This window comes from Bacillus sp. FDAARGOS_1420 (genome assembly GCF_019344915.1).
GTDB classification, from domain to species: Bacteria; Bacillota; Bacilli; order Bacillales; family Bacillaceae_G; genus Bacillus_A; species Bacillus_A mycoides.
The window spans coordinates 1625490-1639835 of record NZ_JAHWJB010000001.1; the positions used below are offsets into that span (position 1 = coordinate 1625490).

12 protein-coding genes are annotated in these 14346 nt (G+C 37.7%); 8 read left to right on the plus strand and 4 right to left on the minus strand.

All coding sequences use genetic code 11. The features are described from left to right. Window positions 1-7: 7 nt before the first annotated feature. The 3 genes from glgD (at window position 8) to glgP (ending at window position 5037) form a co-directional block, all read left to right on the plus strand. Entirely contained in the window at window positions 8-1042 is a 1035-nt protein-coding gene (gene glgD / locus I6L50_RS08650; RefSeq protein ID WP_002067855.1) for a glucose-1-phosphate adenylyltransferase subunit GlgD, read from the plus strand. A gap of 137 nt (window positions 1043-1179) precedes the next feature. Then, on the plus strand, window positions 1180-2610 hold the full coding sequence (gene glgA / locus I6L50_RS08655) for a glycogen synthase GlgA (protein WP_219301106.1): 1431 nt from the start codon (window positions 1180-1182) through the stop codon (window positions 2608-2610). An 18-nt stretch (window positions 2611-2628) separates the two neighbouring features. Next, window positions 2629-5037 (plus strand): glycogen phosphorylase, encoded by a 2409-nt coding sequence (glgP, locus tag I6L50_RS08660; RefSeq protein ID WP_219301107.1) that lies wholly within the window; start codon window positions 2629-2631, stop codon window positions 5035-5037. Between the two features lie 319 nt (window positions 5038-5356). Here the strand turns inward: glgP and I6L50_RS08665 are convergent, their stop codons facing one another. Continuing rightward, window positions 5357-6079 (minus strand): lipase family protein, encoded by a 723-nt coding sequence (locus I6L50_RS08665; RefSeq protein ID WP_002138843.1) that lies wholly within the window; start codon window positions 6077-6079, stop codon window positions 5357-5359. Between the two features lie 142 nt (window positions 6080-6221). Here I6L50_RS08665 and I6L50_RS08670 point away from each other — a divergent pair, with 142 nt between their 5' ends. After that, window positions 6222-6992, plus strand: coding sequence for a MerR family transcriptional regulator (locus I6L50_RS08670; protein WP_012261901.1), 771 nt, complete (start codon window positions 6222-6224; stop codon window positions 6990-6992). Window positions 6993-7015: 23 nt separating this feature from the next. On the opposite strand, the gene I6L50_RS08675 is transcribed toward I6L50_RS08670, so the two are convergent. Next, window positions 7016-7798, minus strand: coding sequence for a TIGR00266 family protein (locus tag I6L50_RS08675; RefSeq protein WP_002015806.1), 783 nt, complete (start codon window positions 7796-7798; stop codon window positions 7016-7018). A gap of 321 nt (window positions 7799-8119) precedes the next feature. On the opposite strand from I6L50_RS08675, the gene cspD reads away from it, so the two are divergent. Then, complete coding sequence (gene cspD / locus I6L50_RS08680; RefSeq protein ID WP_001193051.1) at window positions 8120-8320, plus strand: cold-shock protein CspD; 201 nt, start codon at window positions 8120-8122, stop codon at window positions 8318-8320. A gap of 43 nt (window positions 8321-8363) precedes the next feature. Here the strand turns inward: cspD and I6L50_RS08685 are convergent, their stop codons facing one another. Both I6L50_RS08685 and I6L50_RS08690 read right to left on the minus strand, forming a co-directional pair. Beyond that, the gene (locus tag I6L50_RS08685) at window positions 8364-9095 is read right to left on the minus strand and encodes a yteA family sporulation protein (RefSeq protein WP_219301108.1); all 732 of its coding nucleotides are present in this window, start codon (window positions 9093-9095) and stop codon (window positions 8364-8366) included. Window positions 9096-9219: 124 nt separating this feature from the next. After that, entirely contained in the window at window positions 9220-10173 is a 954-nt protein-coding gene (locus tag I6L50_RS08690; protein ID WP_219301109.1) for a 1,4-dihydroxy-2-naphthoate polyprenyltransferase, read from the minus strand. Window positions 10174-10366: 193 nt separating this feature from the next. On the opposite strand from I6L50_RS08690, the gene I6L50_RS08695 reads away from it, so the two are divergent. The 3 genes from I6L50_RS08695 to menH are packed head-to-tail and all read left to right on the plus strand — an operon-like array spanning window position 10367 to window position 14321. Continuing rightward, window positions 10367-11761: an isochorismate synthase gene (locus I6L50_RS08695; protein WP_219301110.1), complete on the plus strand. Its 1395-nt coding sequence runs from the start codon at window positions 10367-10369 to the stop codon at window positions 11759-11761. Further along, window positions 11758-13512 (plus strand): 2-succinyl-5-enolpyruvyl-6-hydroxy-3-cyclohexene-1-carboxylic-acid synthase, encoded by a 1755-nt coding sequence (menD, locus tag I6L50_RS08700; RefSeq protein WP_219301111.1) that lies wholly within the window; start codon window positions 11758-11760, stop codon window positions 13510-13512. The genes I6L50_RS08695 and menD overlap by 4 nt, the downstream gene beginning before the upstream one ends. Further along, window positions 13509-14321 (plus strand): 2-succinyl-6-hydroxy-2,4-cyclohexadiene-1-carboxylate synthase, encoded by an 813-nt coding sequence (menH, locus tag I6L50_RS08705; RefSeq protein ID WP_219301112.1) that lies wholly within the window; start codon window positions 13509-13511, stop codon window positions 14319-14321. Before menD ends, menH begins: the two co-directional genes overlap by 4 nt. Window positions 14322-14346 lie beyond the last annotated feature (25 nt).

Genomic DNA, 14346 nt, shown 5'->3' on the forward strand with positions numbered 1-14346 from the left:
GAAATGAATGGGAGAAAAAATGTTAGGGATTATTAATGCAACGGGAAGTTTTCCTTCCTTAAAGAAAGTAACAGGGCATCGTTCATTAGCGGCGTTACCGTTTGGAGGCCGTTACCGCCTCATTGATTTCATGCTTTCAAATATGGTGAATTCTAATATTCATAGCGTGGCGGTTTTTACAAGTCATAAAAATCGTTCTTTAATGGATCATGTTGGTTCAGGAAAACAGTGGGATTTAGATAGAAAGCGTGATGGACTGTTTTTATTCCCACCGAACTGCCAATGTGATCATGACGAATTTGGATCTTTTGCACATTTTAGAAGACATATTGATTATTTTCTAAGAAGCAGAGAAGAATATGTTGTTATTACGAATAGCCATCTTGTAACAGCGTTAAACTTTCAAGCGGTGTTAGAGCGACATATACATACGTCTGCAGATATTACTGAAGTTTGTCATGAAGGGGTTTCGCTTCAAACATATGTGTTAAAGAAACAATTATTGCTAGACTTATTTGAGACATATAAAGATGTGGAGCAATACAGTTTATTTGATGTAGTGAGAGAAAAGAGCGGAAAATCACTGCATATTACTACGTACGAACATACAGGATATGTAGCTATTATTGATTCTATTGAAAGTTACTATAAACATAGCCTAGAAATTTTGCAGCCTTCTATTTGGAAGCAATTATTTAAGAAAGAAGCACCAATCTTTACGAAAGTAAAAGATGAGCCACCAACTCGTTATATGAAGGGTGCAGTAGTGAAAAATACGATGATTGCAAACGGTAGTATTATTGAAGGTGAAGTAGAAAATAGTGTTGTCTCCCGTTCTGTTAAAATTGGAAAAGGTTCAATTGTTCGTAATAGTATTATTATGCAAAAGAGCCAAATTGGAGATAATTGCATAATAGACGGTGTTATTATCGATAAAGATGTGAAAATTGGCGACGGCGTAGTGTTAAAAGGAAATGCCGATGAGCCATATGTTGTAGAAAAAGGTAGTGTACAAAATAGTACAATCAACAGTTATTCGTAAATAGCAGGTGCATAATTAGTGGGGGATTTAGAAAACCCCCACTAATTAAGGTTTTACTCTATATGAAAACTTGAAGGGAGGAAGCTGTAAGAAGAGCGATTTATGATGTATACGCTTTTCGTGCAGTGGAACAACAGGTGAATATTTTATTTGCAGTATCAGAATGTGTACCGTTTATTAAATCCGGAGGTCTAGCTGATGTAGCAGGAGCGCTTCCAAAAGAATTAAAAAAATTAGGAGTGAATGTTCGCATTATACTTCCAAACTACAGTCTTATCCCGAAAGAGTTAAGAGAAGGATGTACGCTTCATAAAGTAATTAACGTTCCTCTTGGATGGAGAAATCAATATTGCGGGATTTTAAAAGGTGAGCAGGACGGGATTACGTATTACTTAATAGATAATGAATATTATTTTAAGAGAGATTCTCTATATGGCCATTATGATGATGGGGAGCGTTTTTCTTATTTTTCAAAAGCAGTTTTAGAGTGTATTCCGCATCTTGATTTCGAAGTAGATGTTCTTCATAGCCATGATTGGCACACAGCTATGGTTAATTTCTTACTTCGTGAAAAGTATCAAGATAACCCGTTATATGAGCATATTAAAACGGTATATACGATTCATAACTTGCAGTTCCAAGGTGTATTTCCTCCTGAAGTGATGTACGACTTACTGGAGCTTGGTCATGAATATTTTCATAGTGACCAGCTTGAGTTTTATGGAAACGTGAACTTTATGAAAGGCGGTATTATCGCATCTGACCAAATTACAGCGGTTAGCCCGACATATAAAGAAGAGATTCAATATGAGTTTTTCGGTGAGAAGTTAGATGGATTGTTACGAAAGAATAACGATAAGCTTAGTGGCATTGTAAATGGAATTGATACGAGCGTATATAATCCAGAAACAGATTCGTATATTACTGCTCAGTATAGTGCAGAGTCATTAGATGGAAAGAATGAAAATAAACGTGCATTGCAACGTTATTTTGGTTTGCCAGAAAAAGAAGATACGCCAGTTATTTCGATGGTAACACGATTAACGAAGCAAAAGGGGCTTGATCTAGTACGTACTGTATTCCGTAAAATAATGGAAGAAGATGTACAATGTATTATTTTGGGGTCAGGCGATTCTGAATACGAGCAGTTCTTTGAATGGATGGCATACGAGTATCCAGAAAAGGTAAAAGTATATATTGGGTTTAATGAAGCGTTAGCGCACCAAGTGTACGCGGGAAGCGATTTATTTTTAATGCCATCGCTGTTTGAACCGTGTGGACTTGGACAACTTATTGCGCTAGCATATGGCACGATTCCAATTGTAAGAGAAACAGGCGGATTAAATGATACTGTACATTCTTACGATGAGGACACTGGAATTGGGAATGGCTTTAGCTTTACGAATTTTAATGCGCATGACATGTTACATACGATTCTTCGTGCAATTGAGTTTTATCAAGATAAACCGGTATGGGATAAGCTTGTAAAGCAAGCGATGACTGAAGATTATAGCTGGGGGAAATCTGCTCTTGCATACAAGAAATTGTATAAAAGTCTCATGGAATAACATTGAGGTGGTGAAAAAATGTTTACTCATGTTGAAAGCTTCAAATCCGCTTTTCTAGAAAAATTAGAAACGATGTATGGGAAAAGTTTCAAAGATTCTACAACTCGTGATCAGTATAATACGCTCGGTCATATGGTACGTGAGTATATGAATAGTCAATGGATTGCAACGAATGAAAGTTATCGTTCTGGAGATCAAAAACAAATGTATTATTTATCCATTGAATTTTTACTTGGGCGTTTACTTGGAAGCAACATATTAAATTTAGGTATTAGAGATGTATGTGAAAAAGGACTTTTTGAACTTGGAATTTCTTTGCACGAGTTAGAAGAGATTGAAGCAGATGCTGGCCTTGGTAACGGTGGACTTGGACGTTTAGCAGCCTGTTTCCTCGATTCACTCGCTTCTTTAAACTTACCAGGACATGGCTGTGGTATTCGTTATAAGCATGGTCTGTTTGATCAAAAAATTGTTGATGGCTATCAAGTAGAATTTCCAGAACAGTGGCTTCTTCATGAAAACGTTTGGGAAGTAAGAAGGTATGACCAAGCCGTAGAAGTAAGTTATTTTGGAAACGTTGAGCCACTAGAAATTGATGGACGTTTAGAGTTTAGGCATACAAATGCAGAAGTGATTATGGCAGTACCATATGACGTTCCAGTAGTAGGTTATGAGACGAGTACTGTAAATACACTCAGACTTTGGAATGCTGAACCAGTTCCTTTCCCGCAAAATTGTAAAGATATTTTGAAATATAAGCGTGAAACAGAGGCTGTATCGGAGTTTTTATATCCAGATGATACGCATGATGAGGGGAAAATACTTCGTTTAAAACAACAGTATTTCCTCGTATCAGCAAGTTTGCAAAATATCGTTCGTATGCATAGGGAGAGACACGGTAGTCTTCGTCAGTTACATGAAAAAATTGCGATTCATATAAACGATACACATCCGGTTCTAGCAATTCCAGAACTTATGCGTATTTTATTAGACGAAGAAAAATTGACATGGGAAGAGGCTTGGCACATAACAACGCAGACGATTTCCTATACGAATCATACGACGTTATCAGAAGCGCTTGAGAAATGGCCAATTCGCATTTTTAAACCGTTATTACCGAGAATTTATATGATTATTGAAGAAATTAATGAACGTTTCTGTCATGAGCTTTGGGACCGTTATTCGTACGATTGGAAGCGTATTGAGGACATGGCCATTATTGCGCATGATCTTGTAAAAATGGCTCATTTAGCGATTGTTGGTAGCCATAGCGTTAACGGTGTGGCGAAAATTCATACAGAAATTTTAAAGCAGCGTGAAATGCGATTGTTCTATGAATTTTATCCAGATAAGTTTAATAATAAAACGAATGGAATTGCTCATAGGCGCTGGCTAATGAAGGCGAATCCACAGCTGACGAATCTTATTTCGGAAGCGATTGGAGAAGAATGGAAGAAAGAGCCAATTAAGCTGCAAGCACTGCAAAACTTCATACATGATACTAGTTTTCAAGAAAAGCTTGCAGGGGTAAAACAAGAGCGTAAGATTATTTTAGCGGAGAGCATTCATAATAAAATGGGGATCACTATTGATCCAAATTCTATTTTTGATGTGCAAGTAAAAAGACTACACGCTTACAAACGACAACTATTAAACGTTCTTCATATTTTATATTTGTATAACCGTTTGAAAGAGGATGCTAGTTTTACATTTTATCCGCGTACTTTTATCTTTGGAGCGAAAGCATCACCTGGCTATTACTATGCGAAAAAAATTATTAAATTAATCAATGAACTCGCAAGGAAAGTAAATAATGATCCGTACGTAAGCCAATATATGAAAGTTATCTTTCTAGAAAACTATCGAGTGTCTTTAGCGGAAGATATATTCCCAGCTGCGGATGTGAGTGAGCAAATTTCAACTGCGAGTAAAGAAGCATCAGGAACAGGGAATATGAAATTTATGATGAATGGTGCGATTACACTCGGAACGTTAGACGGAGCTAATGTTGAAATAAAAGACCGGGTCGGTGATGATGCCTGCTTCATTTTCGGCTTAACAGCGGATGAGGTTCTTCATTACTACCAAAACGGTGGATATCGTGCAAGTGACTATTATCACCACAATATGCACATTAAAAAAGTAGTAGATCAGTTAACGAATGGTTTCTTTGCACAGTCGGGAGCTGAATTTGAAGCGATTTATGATTCTCTCGTTATTCAAAATGATGAATACTTCGTTCTTCGAGATTTTAGCCCATATGCTGAAAGACAAGAAGCTGTCGGAAGGGCCTACGAAAATAGGGAGAAATGGCTGGAAATGTCGATTTTGAACATTGCACAATCGGGGCATTTTGCGAGTGATCGAACAATTTTGCAGTACAGTAATGAAATTTGGGGTATTGGTAATACTGTTAAACTATTTTAGATGAAAGCCCCTGTTGAAGGGGCTTTCATTTATTTTTAAAACAGGGATACGCTTGCTTAGAAAAATAAAACGAGCTTAATGAGATTAAGCTCGTTTTACTTATGTTGCTTAAGAAAGAAATGGGATAGCGGTATATATTATAGCTGTTCCGTCATATTCCCCTGTCGCAAAGTATGAAAATGTAAAGAAACCTGTAAACGAAAAAATTATTATAAGAAAAAGTGCAAAGAAAAATTTTAGCATGTAAGGTCCCCTCATCCGAAAGTAATTTCATAGATTATTATAGTATACAAATATTTATTTTCCAAATGTTTACTGGTTAAAAATGAGAGGTCAGACATGTTTTGTATGTTGTAATGGAATGATTATTCGTAATGGATTTTGTATTTTTCGTAAATGTCATGTTGTGATGGACGTGTGCATATTCCCAGTCTTTATCATTAAAATGGACATTTCTTGGAGGGAGAAGAGGAACGACATCGAATAAATTGACAAAACGAAAGCTACTAGCTACTTGCAGTTTATAATAATTTCGAAAGGCGATATCTCCAACTTTTGGAGAGGCAAAGGTATAAAGACCGTACTGTGCGAAGGCAGTATTTATACGTGCATCTAGTATGTGTAGTGTAGCGAGTGCACCGCCTAAGCTATGACCTGTTGCAAGAAGTTTCTTATGGGCTGGTAATGACACGAGCATATCCATAATAGAATCCCGGCAAGATTCATAAATTGAAAGAAAGCCGTTATGAACATTTCCGCTATTTAAAGCGTATGGGTATGGTCTTTGGTTGACGAGTGAATCGATAATCCAATCTGTATCTGTTTGTGTGCCCCTAAAAGCTACAATAATCGTATCTTCAGATTCTAATATGAACCCAAACCATTCCATCGTTTGAATCGCTTTTCCTTGAAAGCCTTGTACATATTGGAATCCATCAGGTATTTCAAAAATCCCATTTTGTTTATATTGTTCATACGTTAGATCGCAGCAAGATGCTAACAATATGGCAGTATCTTTATCAAAGGATAAAGGAGTACGCATCAAGAAAGCCCTCCTTAAGAAAAGGTATAGTTCAATATATGCAGTGAGGGACTTGATTCATTCTTTTTTGAAAAAAGGCTTGAACCTACAGTTACGTGAGGGAGTATGATTTTTGTAAACATATTGTTAGGAGGAGTGTAGGATGAGCAAAAAGGAAGGCTATTCAATTGGTGAGTTTTCAAAGAGAACAGGCACATCAATACGGACACTACAGTATTACGATGAACTTGGCCTGCTTAAACCTGAAAAAAATATAAGTTCAGGACACCGTGTATATAAAGATAGAGATATATTAGCGCTCCAAAAAATAGTGAGTCTTAAAGTATTAGGATATAGTTTAGAAGAAATTCGTGTCATGCTCAATGTGAAAAGTTTGAATATAAGCTTAAAAGAAACATTACAAAATCAAAGAGTAGCCTTTGAAGAAAAGAAAAAACAACTTGAAGTTTCGATAAAGGCGATTGAACGAACAATGGTATACCTTGAGGAAGATGAAGAGGTAGATAGTAATATATTAATGAGCTTAATTAATAGTATCCAAAAAGAAAACGAACAGCGTTTATGGCTTGAAGAATATGTACCAAAAGAAGTGGCTGATGGATTATATAATAAGCCGGAAGAAGAGGACATAGCACTTGATAAAGAGTTTATGCGTTTAGCAAAAGAAGTGAAAAGGTTATTTGGAAGACAAATTGAGGATTCAGAAGTGCAAAAATTGGTTGATGAACATATGAAAGCGACTCTTAAGTATGTCGGTGAAGAGACAATGTATTCTCTAGGTAAATTAGAGAATGTAGAAGAACAATATAATAATATGATGCCTTCTCCTTATACGGAAGAAGAAGAGGCGTGGCTTAATGAAGCGATGAAATACTTTATGATCCAAAATGGTTTGTATAGTCCACCTAAATAAAAAGTGCCCTATAAGGGCACTTCTTACTCTTTTCCATCTAATAAACGACCAAGTCCGCCTAAAACGCTACCTTCACCGCTGTTTTGAGCTGCTGGGCTTGTAAGACGTGCTGCTAAGCGGCTAAGTGTTAAGGACTGAATCCAAACCGTTCCAGGACCTTCTAGCGTTGCGAAGAATAAACCTTCGCCGCCAAATAGAGCTGTTTTTACTTTTCCAACGAATTGAACATCGTAGTTAACATCTTTCGTCATTGCAACGAGACAACCTGTATCAATGCGAAGTTTCTCGCCAGGTTTTAATTCGCGCTTATATACAGTTCCGCCTGCATGCATGAAAGCTAGACCATCACCTTCAAGTTTCTGCATGATGAAACCTTCACCACCGAAGAAGCCAGTTCCTATTTTTTTAGTAAACTCAATTCCGATAGAAACACCTTTTGCGGCACAAAGAAATGCATCTTTTTGGCAGACTACTTTTCCTTGATATTCTGTTAAATCAACAGGAATAATTTTTCCAGGATAAGGAGCGGCGAATGATACGTGTCGTTTGCCATGACCTGTATTTGTAAATACAGTCATAAACATACTTTCACCTGTAACGAGACGTTTACCTGCGCCCATTAATTTACCGAATAGACCATTAGATGGTCCAGAACCATCACCGAAAATCGTTTCCATTTCGATATGATCTTCCATCATCATCATTGCGCCAGCCTCTGCGACAACGCTTTCTTCTGGATCCAATTCAATTTCAACAAACTGCATATCATCGCCATATAATTTATACTCGATTTCATGTGCTTGCATTTTTTCACCTCATCATATGTAGTAATTATATTGTACAGAAATCAAAGGAATTAGAATACTGTAGTTTTGGTAATTTTTGAATAAAAATAGAATGAAAATTTAAGGTTATACTAGAATTATAAAAAACGATGGGACGAAAGTGTTCTCATTTGACGTTTTTGATATAGCATGATATAGTGAAAACACTATTGAGCTACATAATGTGGTACGGAAATAAAGCACGTTGTATTAAAGGCTGTAAGCTTGTTATACATTCATGTCCTTTATATCCACCTTTTCATGTGGATTCATAGTTTCATTTTTATTTAGGAGGTACATGACATGCAAACAGGTAAAGTTAAATGGTTTAACGGCGAAAAAGGTTTTGGCTTCATCGAAGTTGAAGGCGGAGAAGACGTATTCGTACATTTCTCAGCTATTCAAGGCGACGGCTTCAAAACTTTAGAAGAAGGTCAAGAAGTTTCTTTCGAAATCGTTGATGGAAACCGCGGACCACAAGCAGCTAACGTTACAAAAAACTAATTAGCTAGCGAAAAAAAGCATTCCGAATTTCGGAATGCTTTTTTTATGCTTTAGAACCAGACTCATCTGAAGATAATTCACCTTTAAAGGTGCGTTCTTCAAAGTCATCAAGCAATTGTTCATATTCTTCATGTTCTTCTGTTGCGAAAACTTGTGGGTTTTTTCCATACATATCTGTTCCGATAAAGTTTTCGAAATCCTCTACATACCCAACATTTTCTTCACTATTTACGTACATGCCATTATAGTTTTTTGAATCCTGTCTTTCTAAATCGGATGGTGTTTCTGATGTTCCGTAATTTGCGACGTCTTGCCAAGCATCTTCAGCATCGTACTCTACAGAATGATCTTCGTCGTGCTTATGAAACGAAGGATCTAGCACCTCTTCTTCAACTGGGCGTGTCTTCATATCTAATTTATTTGTAGTGTGCTGAATACACGTTGTAGCAGTTGGCATTGCTTCTAATCTTTCAAATGGAATTTCCTCACCAGACACTTCGCAAATCCCGTACGTACCAGCTTCAATTTTTTGCAGAGCATGTTTCGTATCTTCTAACTGTTTATGCCAAAATTCGATGAGTCCGAAATCTTTCTCACGTTCGTACAATTCTGTAGCCATATCACCTGGATGGTTGTCATAGCTAGACAATTCTCCTACTGAATCACGTTCAGATGCACGGTTTTCATCTTCATGATTTTGTATCGTTTGTTCAACTTCTTGCTGTTGTTTTTCTAGAATAGATTTAAATTGATTTATTTGTTGTGGAGTTAACATAGTCGTCCACCTTCCTACAATTCAGTTTCTTTACATAGTATGAGCGTTGAGAGTAGGAATTATGAGGTGAATTTCAGCCGGGAAGTCGGTATATGAAAAAAGGAGCCGCATAAGCAGCTCCTTTCTATAGGAAGTATCCAAGCAATAATCCGATTCCCATTAGGAGACCGAAAATTGTATTTGTTTTTGCTGTTGAAATCATCGCAGGTACCATTTCCATTGGAATGCTTTTGCCGATAAAGCCTTTCGTCGCTTTAAATGCTTTCGGTACACTTAAGAATACGATAAGCATCCATGGTGATACGATGTTAACGATGATTAAAGCGATTGTCCAAATGTAGGCAACGATAAACATAGAAGCAAGTACACCAACGGCTCTTTCGCGTCCAACGAGAATTGCTAACGTTTTACGACCATTTTTTTTATCACCATCTAAATCACGAATATTGTTAGATAGTAAAATTGCACCAATTAAAATGGAGCTTGGAATAGATAATAAAATCACTTCTGATGTTACTGCCCCTGTTTGGATAAAGAATGAAATACCAATAATAATGACACCCATAAATAATCCTGCTGTTAGCTCTCCAAATGGTGTGTACGCAATTGGAATAGGGCCACCAGTGTAAAGGTAAGCAACGGCCATACAAACAAGACCGATTGCAGCAAGCCACCAGCTAGAGTTCATACAAATATAAACACCTAATAGCGTTGCGATGCCTAAAAATCCGAATGCTAAGTTAAGAACGGTTTTTGGTTTAATGCCATCGCGGACGATAGCACCGCCTATTCCAACTGAACCTTCATGATCGAGTCCTCTTTTATAATCAAAGTATTCATTAAACATGTTCGTTGCTGCTTGAATGAGAAGGCAAGCAAGAAGCATCATAAAGAAAAGAGGAAGATGTATTTGATTTATACCTCCGACCTGCATTGCAAAAGCTGTTCCGATGAAAACAGGAACGAAAGCTGCTGTTAATGTATGGGGACGTAATAAACTCCACCAAATTCGCCAGCCTGTTTGTTTACTTGGCTTTGGCGCCGTAGGAGAGGAATTCGTTTCGACGTTCATTTCCATGTTGAATCCTCCTTGGTCACATATTGTACACAATTAAGTGTAGAAAAAGCATCATTTAGTGTCAACGTTTATTTTCTAGGAAGAGAAGGTGAATTTCTCAGAAATGCTAAACGTTGACAGGCCTTTCCTTTGAGGTGTATCTTAAAATCAAGCGTAATTATGACTATTTTTCGCCCATAGGGGGGAGACAATTGTGATTCAAACGAAACGAAAAGGCTTACAAGAAGTTCTTGTTACAGCTATTAAGCGTACGACTGATGAAAAAACATTAGTCAGTTTTGTAAAACAAATAGATTGGGTGGATCCACTTCTGTTTTATGCAGCAGGAAAAAGGATCGCATTCGAAAATAGATGTTATTTTGCAGACCCAGCTCAGCATGTAATATTTGCTGGAATTGGCTCTGTTTTCACTATAGCAAATTCCTCTCACAAACGCTTTCAAACTGCTCGTGACGAGTGGGATAAAGTAAAAGAGAAAGCATTCGTACAAAGAGAAGGATACGAATTTGGAACAGGTCCTCTTTTATTTGGTGGATTTTCATTTGACCAAGAAAAAGAAAAAACGAATCTTTGGAAAGAATTTGATGATACCACATTTTCACTACCAGCATTTTTATTAACTGTAAAAAATGAAAAGGCGTGGTTAACGATTAATCAGTTCGTTTCAGCTGAAGATTGTGCAGAAACTCTTTATAACGAAATTATTTCTGTAGAAGAGAGAATTTTACAAGAGAGTAAATGTGCACTAGAAGGATCAAAATTAACAGTTACTTCTAAAGTAGAAGTTGATCCGAAGGGCTGGATGAATGCGATTGGAAAAGTGCAGCATGAAATGAAGCAAGGGAACGTGCAGAAGGTTGTATTAGCAAGGGAGCTAAAATTAACGATGGATCAGCATATTGATTCCGTTCTTGTTTTAGAAGCGCTTCGCATTGGGCAACCGGATTGTTACGTATTTTCTTTTGATTATAAAGGAGCATGCTTCTTAGGGGCGACACCTGAGCGATTGATTCGAAAAGAAGGCGAGAAGTTTACATCGATGTGCCTTGCTGGTTCAATTGGTCATGGCAATTCTATAGAAGAAAGTAAACAAAATGGTGAGACGCTTCTTCATGATGAAAAGAATTTGGCTGAACACGGTTATGTAGTTAACATGATTCGAGGTGTGCTAAGTGAGCATTGCGAATCTGTTAATATTCCGGAGAGCCCAGGCTTATTAACGACGAAAAATTTAATCCATTTATATACGCCAGTAGAAGCAAAAGGTGATGCAAGTCTTTTAACGATGGTAGAAGAATTACATCCAACACCAGCTCTTGGTGGTACACCTCGTCATGAGGCGTTGAAATTAATTCGTGATGTAGAGCTTTTAGATAGAGGATTATATGGTGCACCAATTGGCTTTATAGATGATGAAGGAAATGGTGAATTTGCGGTTGCACTTCGCTGCGGATTATTAAATGGCGAGAAGGCATCCTTGTTTGCCGGCTGTGGTATCGTAATTGATTCAGTAGCGCAGCTTGAATATGAAGAAACAAGTTTGAAGTTTAGACCGATGCTTGGTGCTTTGGAGGAATTAATGAAATGAACAATCATATAGAAGCATTATCATACTATTTAGGCGCGTTCGTGGACGAACTGACGCGTCTAAATGTATGTGATGTTGTCATTAGTCCTGGCTCACGGTCAACGCCGATTGCCTTACTAATGGAACAACATGAAGGAATGAAAACATATTTACATGTAGACGAAAGATCAGCAGGATTTTTTGCGCTCGGTATTGCGAAAGCAAAAAAACGTCCTGTTGCGCTATTATGTACGTCAGGGACGGCAGCAGCGAACTATTATCCAACTGTATGTGAAGCGTTTCATTCACGAGTGCCGCTTATCGTATTAACAGCGGATAGACCGCATGAATTAAGAGATGTGGGTGCACCACAGGCGATGAATCAATTTAATTTATACGGTACTTTTGTGAAGCAATTTACAGAGATGGCACTTCCTGAAGCGAGTGAAGCAATGTATCATTACGCCCGTATGACGACGCAGCGTACGATAGCAAGCGCACTTTTAGCACCGCAAGGACCTGTTCATCTTAATTTTCCAGTTCGCGAGCCGCTTATACCGGATTTCTCATTAGAAAGTTTATGGGATAAAGGGCGTGGTGAATATACAGGAGTAGTTCAGCAAGGGAACGTGACGATGCCGAGTGAATATGTAGATTCTCTTGTAGGGCGCCTTTCACATAAGGAAAAGGGGCTTATTATTTGTGGAGACGGCAGTCATCCAGAAATAACAGAAGTTGTTATGAAAGTAGCTGAGAAAACAGGGTATCCAATTTTAGCAGATCCACTTTCTAACCTCCGTAGTGGTAATCATGATAAAACGATGGTTATAGATTGTTACGATACATTTTTACGAAATGAATTGTTAAAAGAAACGTGGAAGCCGGATGTTTTAATTCGTTTCGGCGGAATGCCTGTCTCTAAAGCATTAACGCAGTTCATCAAAAAACAAACGAAAGCTGTTCATATCGTTGTCGATGAATCTGGACAATGGAGAGATCCAGCTCTAGTTGCGACAGAAGTTGTACAAGCTAGTGACATTGAATTTTGCAGAGCATTACTAGAGAAAATGCCAGTTATGAAAAAGAATGATTGGTTCGGAATGTGGAAACATATAAACGAGAAAACGAGAGAAACGCTTCGTGAGATGGAAGCATATGAAACGGCATTTGAAGGAAAAGTAATTACGGATATTGTAAGTATATTACCAGAAGGGGCAACGTTATTTGCGAGTAATAGTATGCCAATTCGCGATACCGATTCATTTTTCTTCACATCGGATAAAAACATTCAAGTAATGGCGAACCGCGGTGTAAATGGTATTGATGGAATCATTTCAACAGCTTTAGGAGCGAGTATTATTTGTGATCCGCTCGTATTAGTAATCGGTGATTTATCATTTTATCACGATTTAAACGGACTATTAGCCGCGAAACTACATGAGTTAAATATAACGATTGTTGTTGTAAATAATGATGGTGGAGGTATTTTCTCATTCTTACCACAATACGAGAAAAAGGAACATTTCGAATCATTATTTGGAACACCAATTGGGCTTGATTATGAACATGTTGTCAAAATGTATGGTGGTTCATTTAGCCGTGTAAATGGTTGGGGAAACTTCCGAGAAGAAGTACAAACTGGAACGAAAACGAATGGATTACACGTTGTGGAAATTTGTACGAATCGCGAAGAAAACTTGAAATTACATCGTGAACTATGGGCAAAAACAATGGACGTTATTACTACATCTTTGCAAGGTGAATCAAAATGAAAGTAACATTGCAAGGTGTATCGTATGAATATGAAGTAACCGGAAGCGGGGAACCACTTCTACTTCTTCATGGTTTTACGGGAAGCATGGAAACGTGGGGTTCCTTTATTCCTTCTTGGAGCGAGCAGTTTCAAGTCATTCTAGTAGACATTGTTGGACACGGGAAAACGGAAAGTCTTGAAGATGTGACGCATTATGATATTCAAAATGTGGCACTGCAAATGAAAGAACTACTGGATCATCTTCATATTGAAAATGCGCACATACTTGGCTATTCAATGGGTGGTAGACTTGCGATTACGATGGCATGCTTATATCCAGAATATGTGCGTTCGCTTCTTTTAGAAAACTGTACAGCTGGACTTGAGAGTGCAAAAGAGCGAAAAGAACGCAAGGAAAAAGATGAACGACTTGCCGATAAAATTGAGCAAGAAGGCATCCAAAGTTTTGTATCGATGTGGGAAAATATTCCGCTATTTGAAACACAAAAACGTTTAGCGCAAAACGTAAAAGAAGCGGTGCGAAAAGAACGACTTGCTAATAATCCAAAAGGACTTGCAAATAGTCTTCGCGGCATGGGAACAGGGGCTCAGCCTTCATGGTGGAACGAATTGCAAAACCTAAAAATGCCTGTCCTTTTACTGAATGGAGAAAGCGATGAAAAGTTCTTTCGCCTATTAAAAAACATCGAAAAATGCATCCCTCATGCGAAATTTGTCAAAATTGATGGGGCTGGCCATGCAATTCATGTGGAACAACCGGAAAAGTTTGATACAATAGTAAAGGGATTTCTAAAAACTATGCAGTGATACTTTTTTCAGCAAGAAGGAAGTT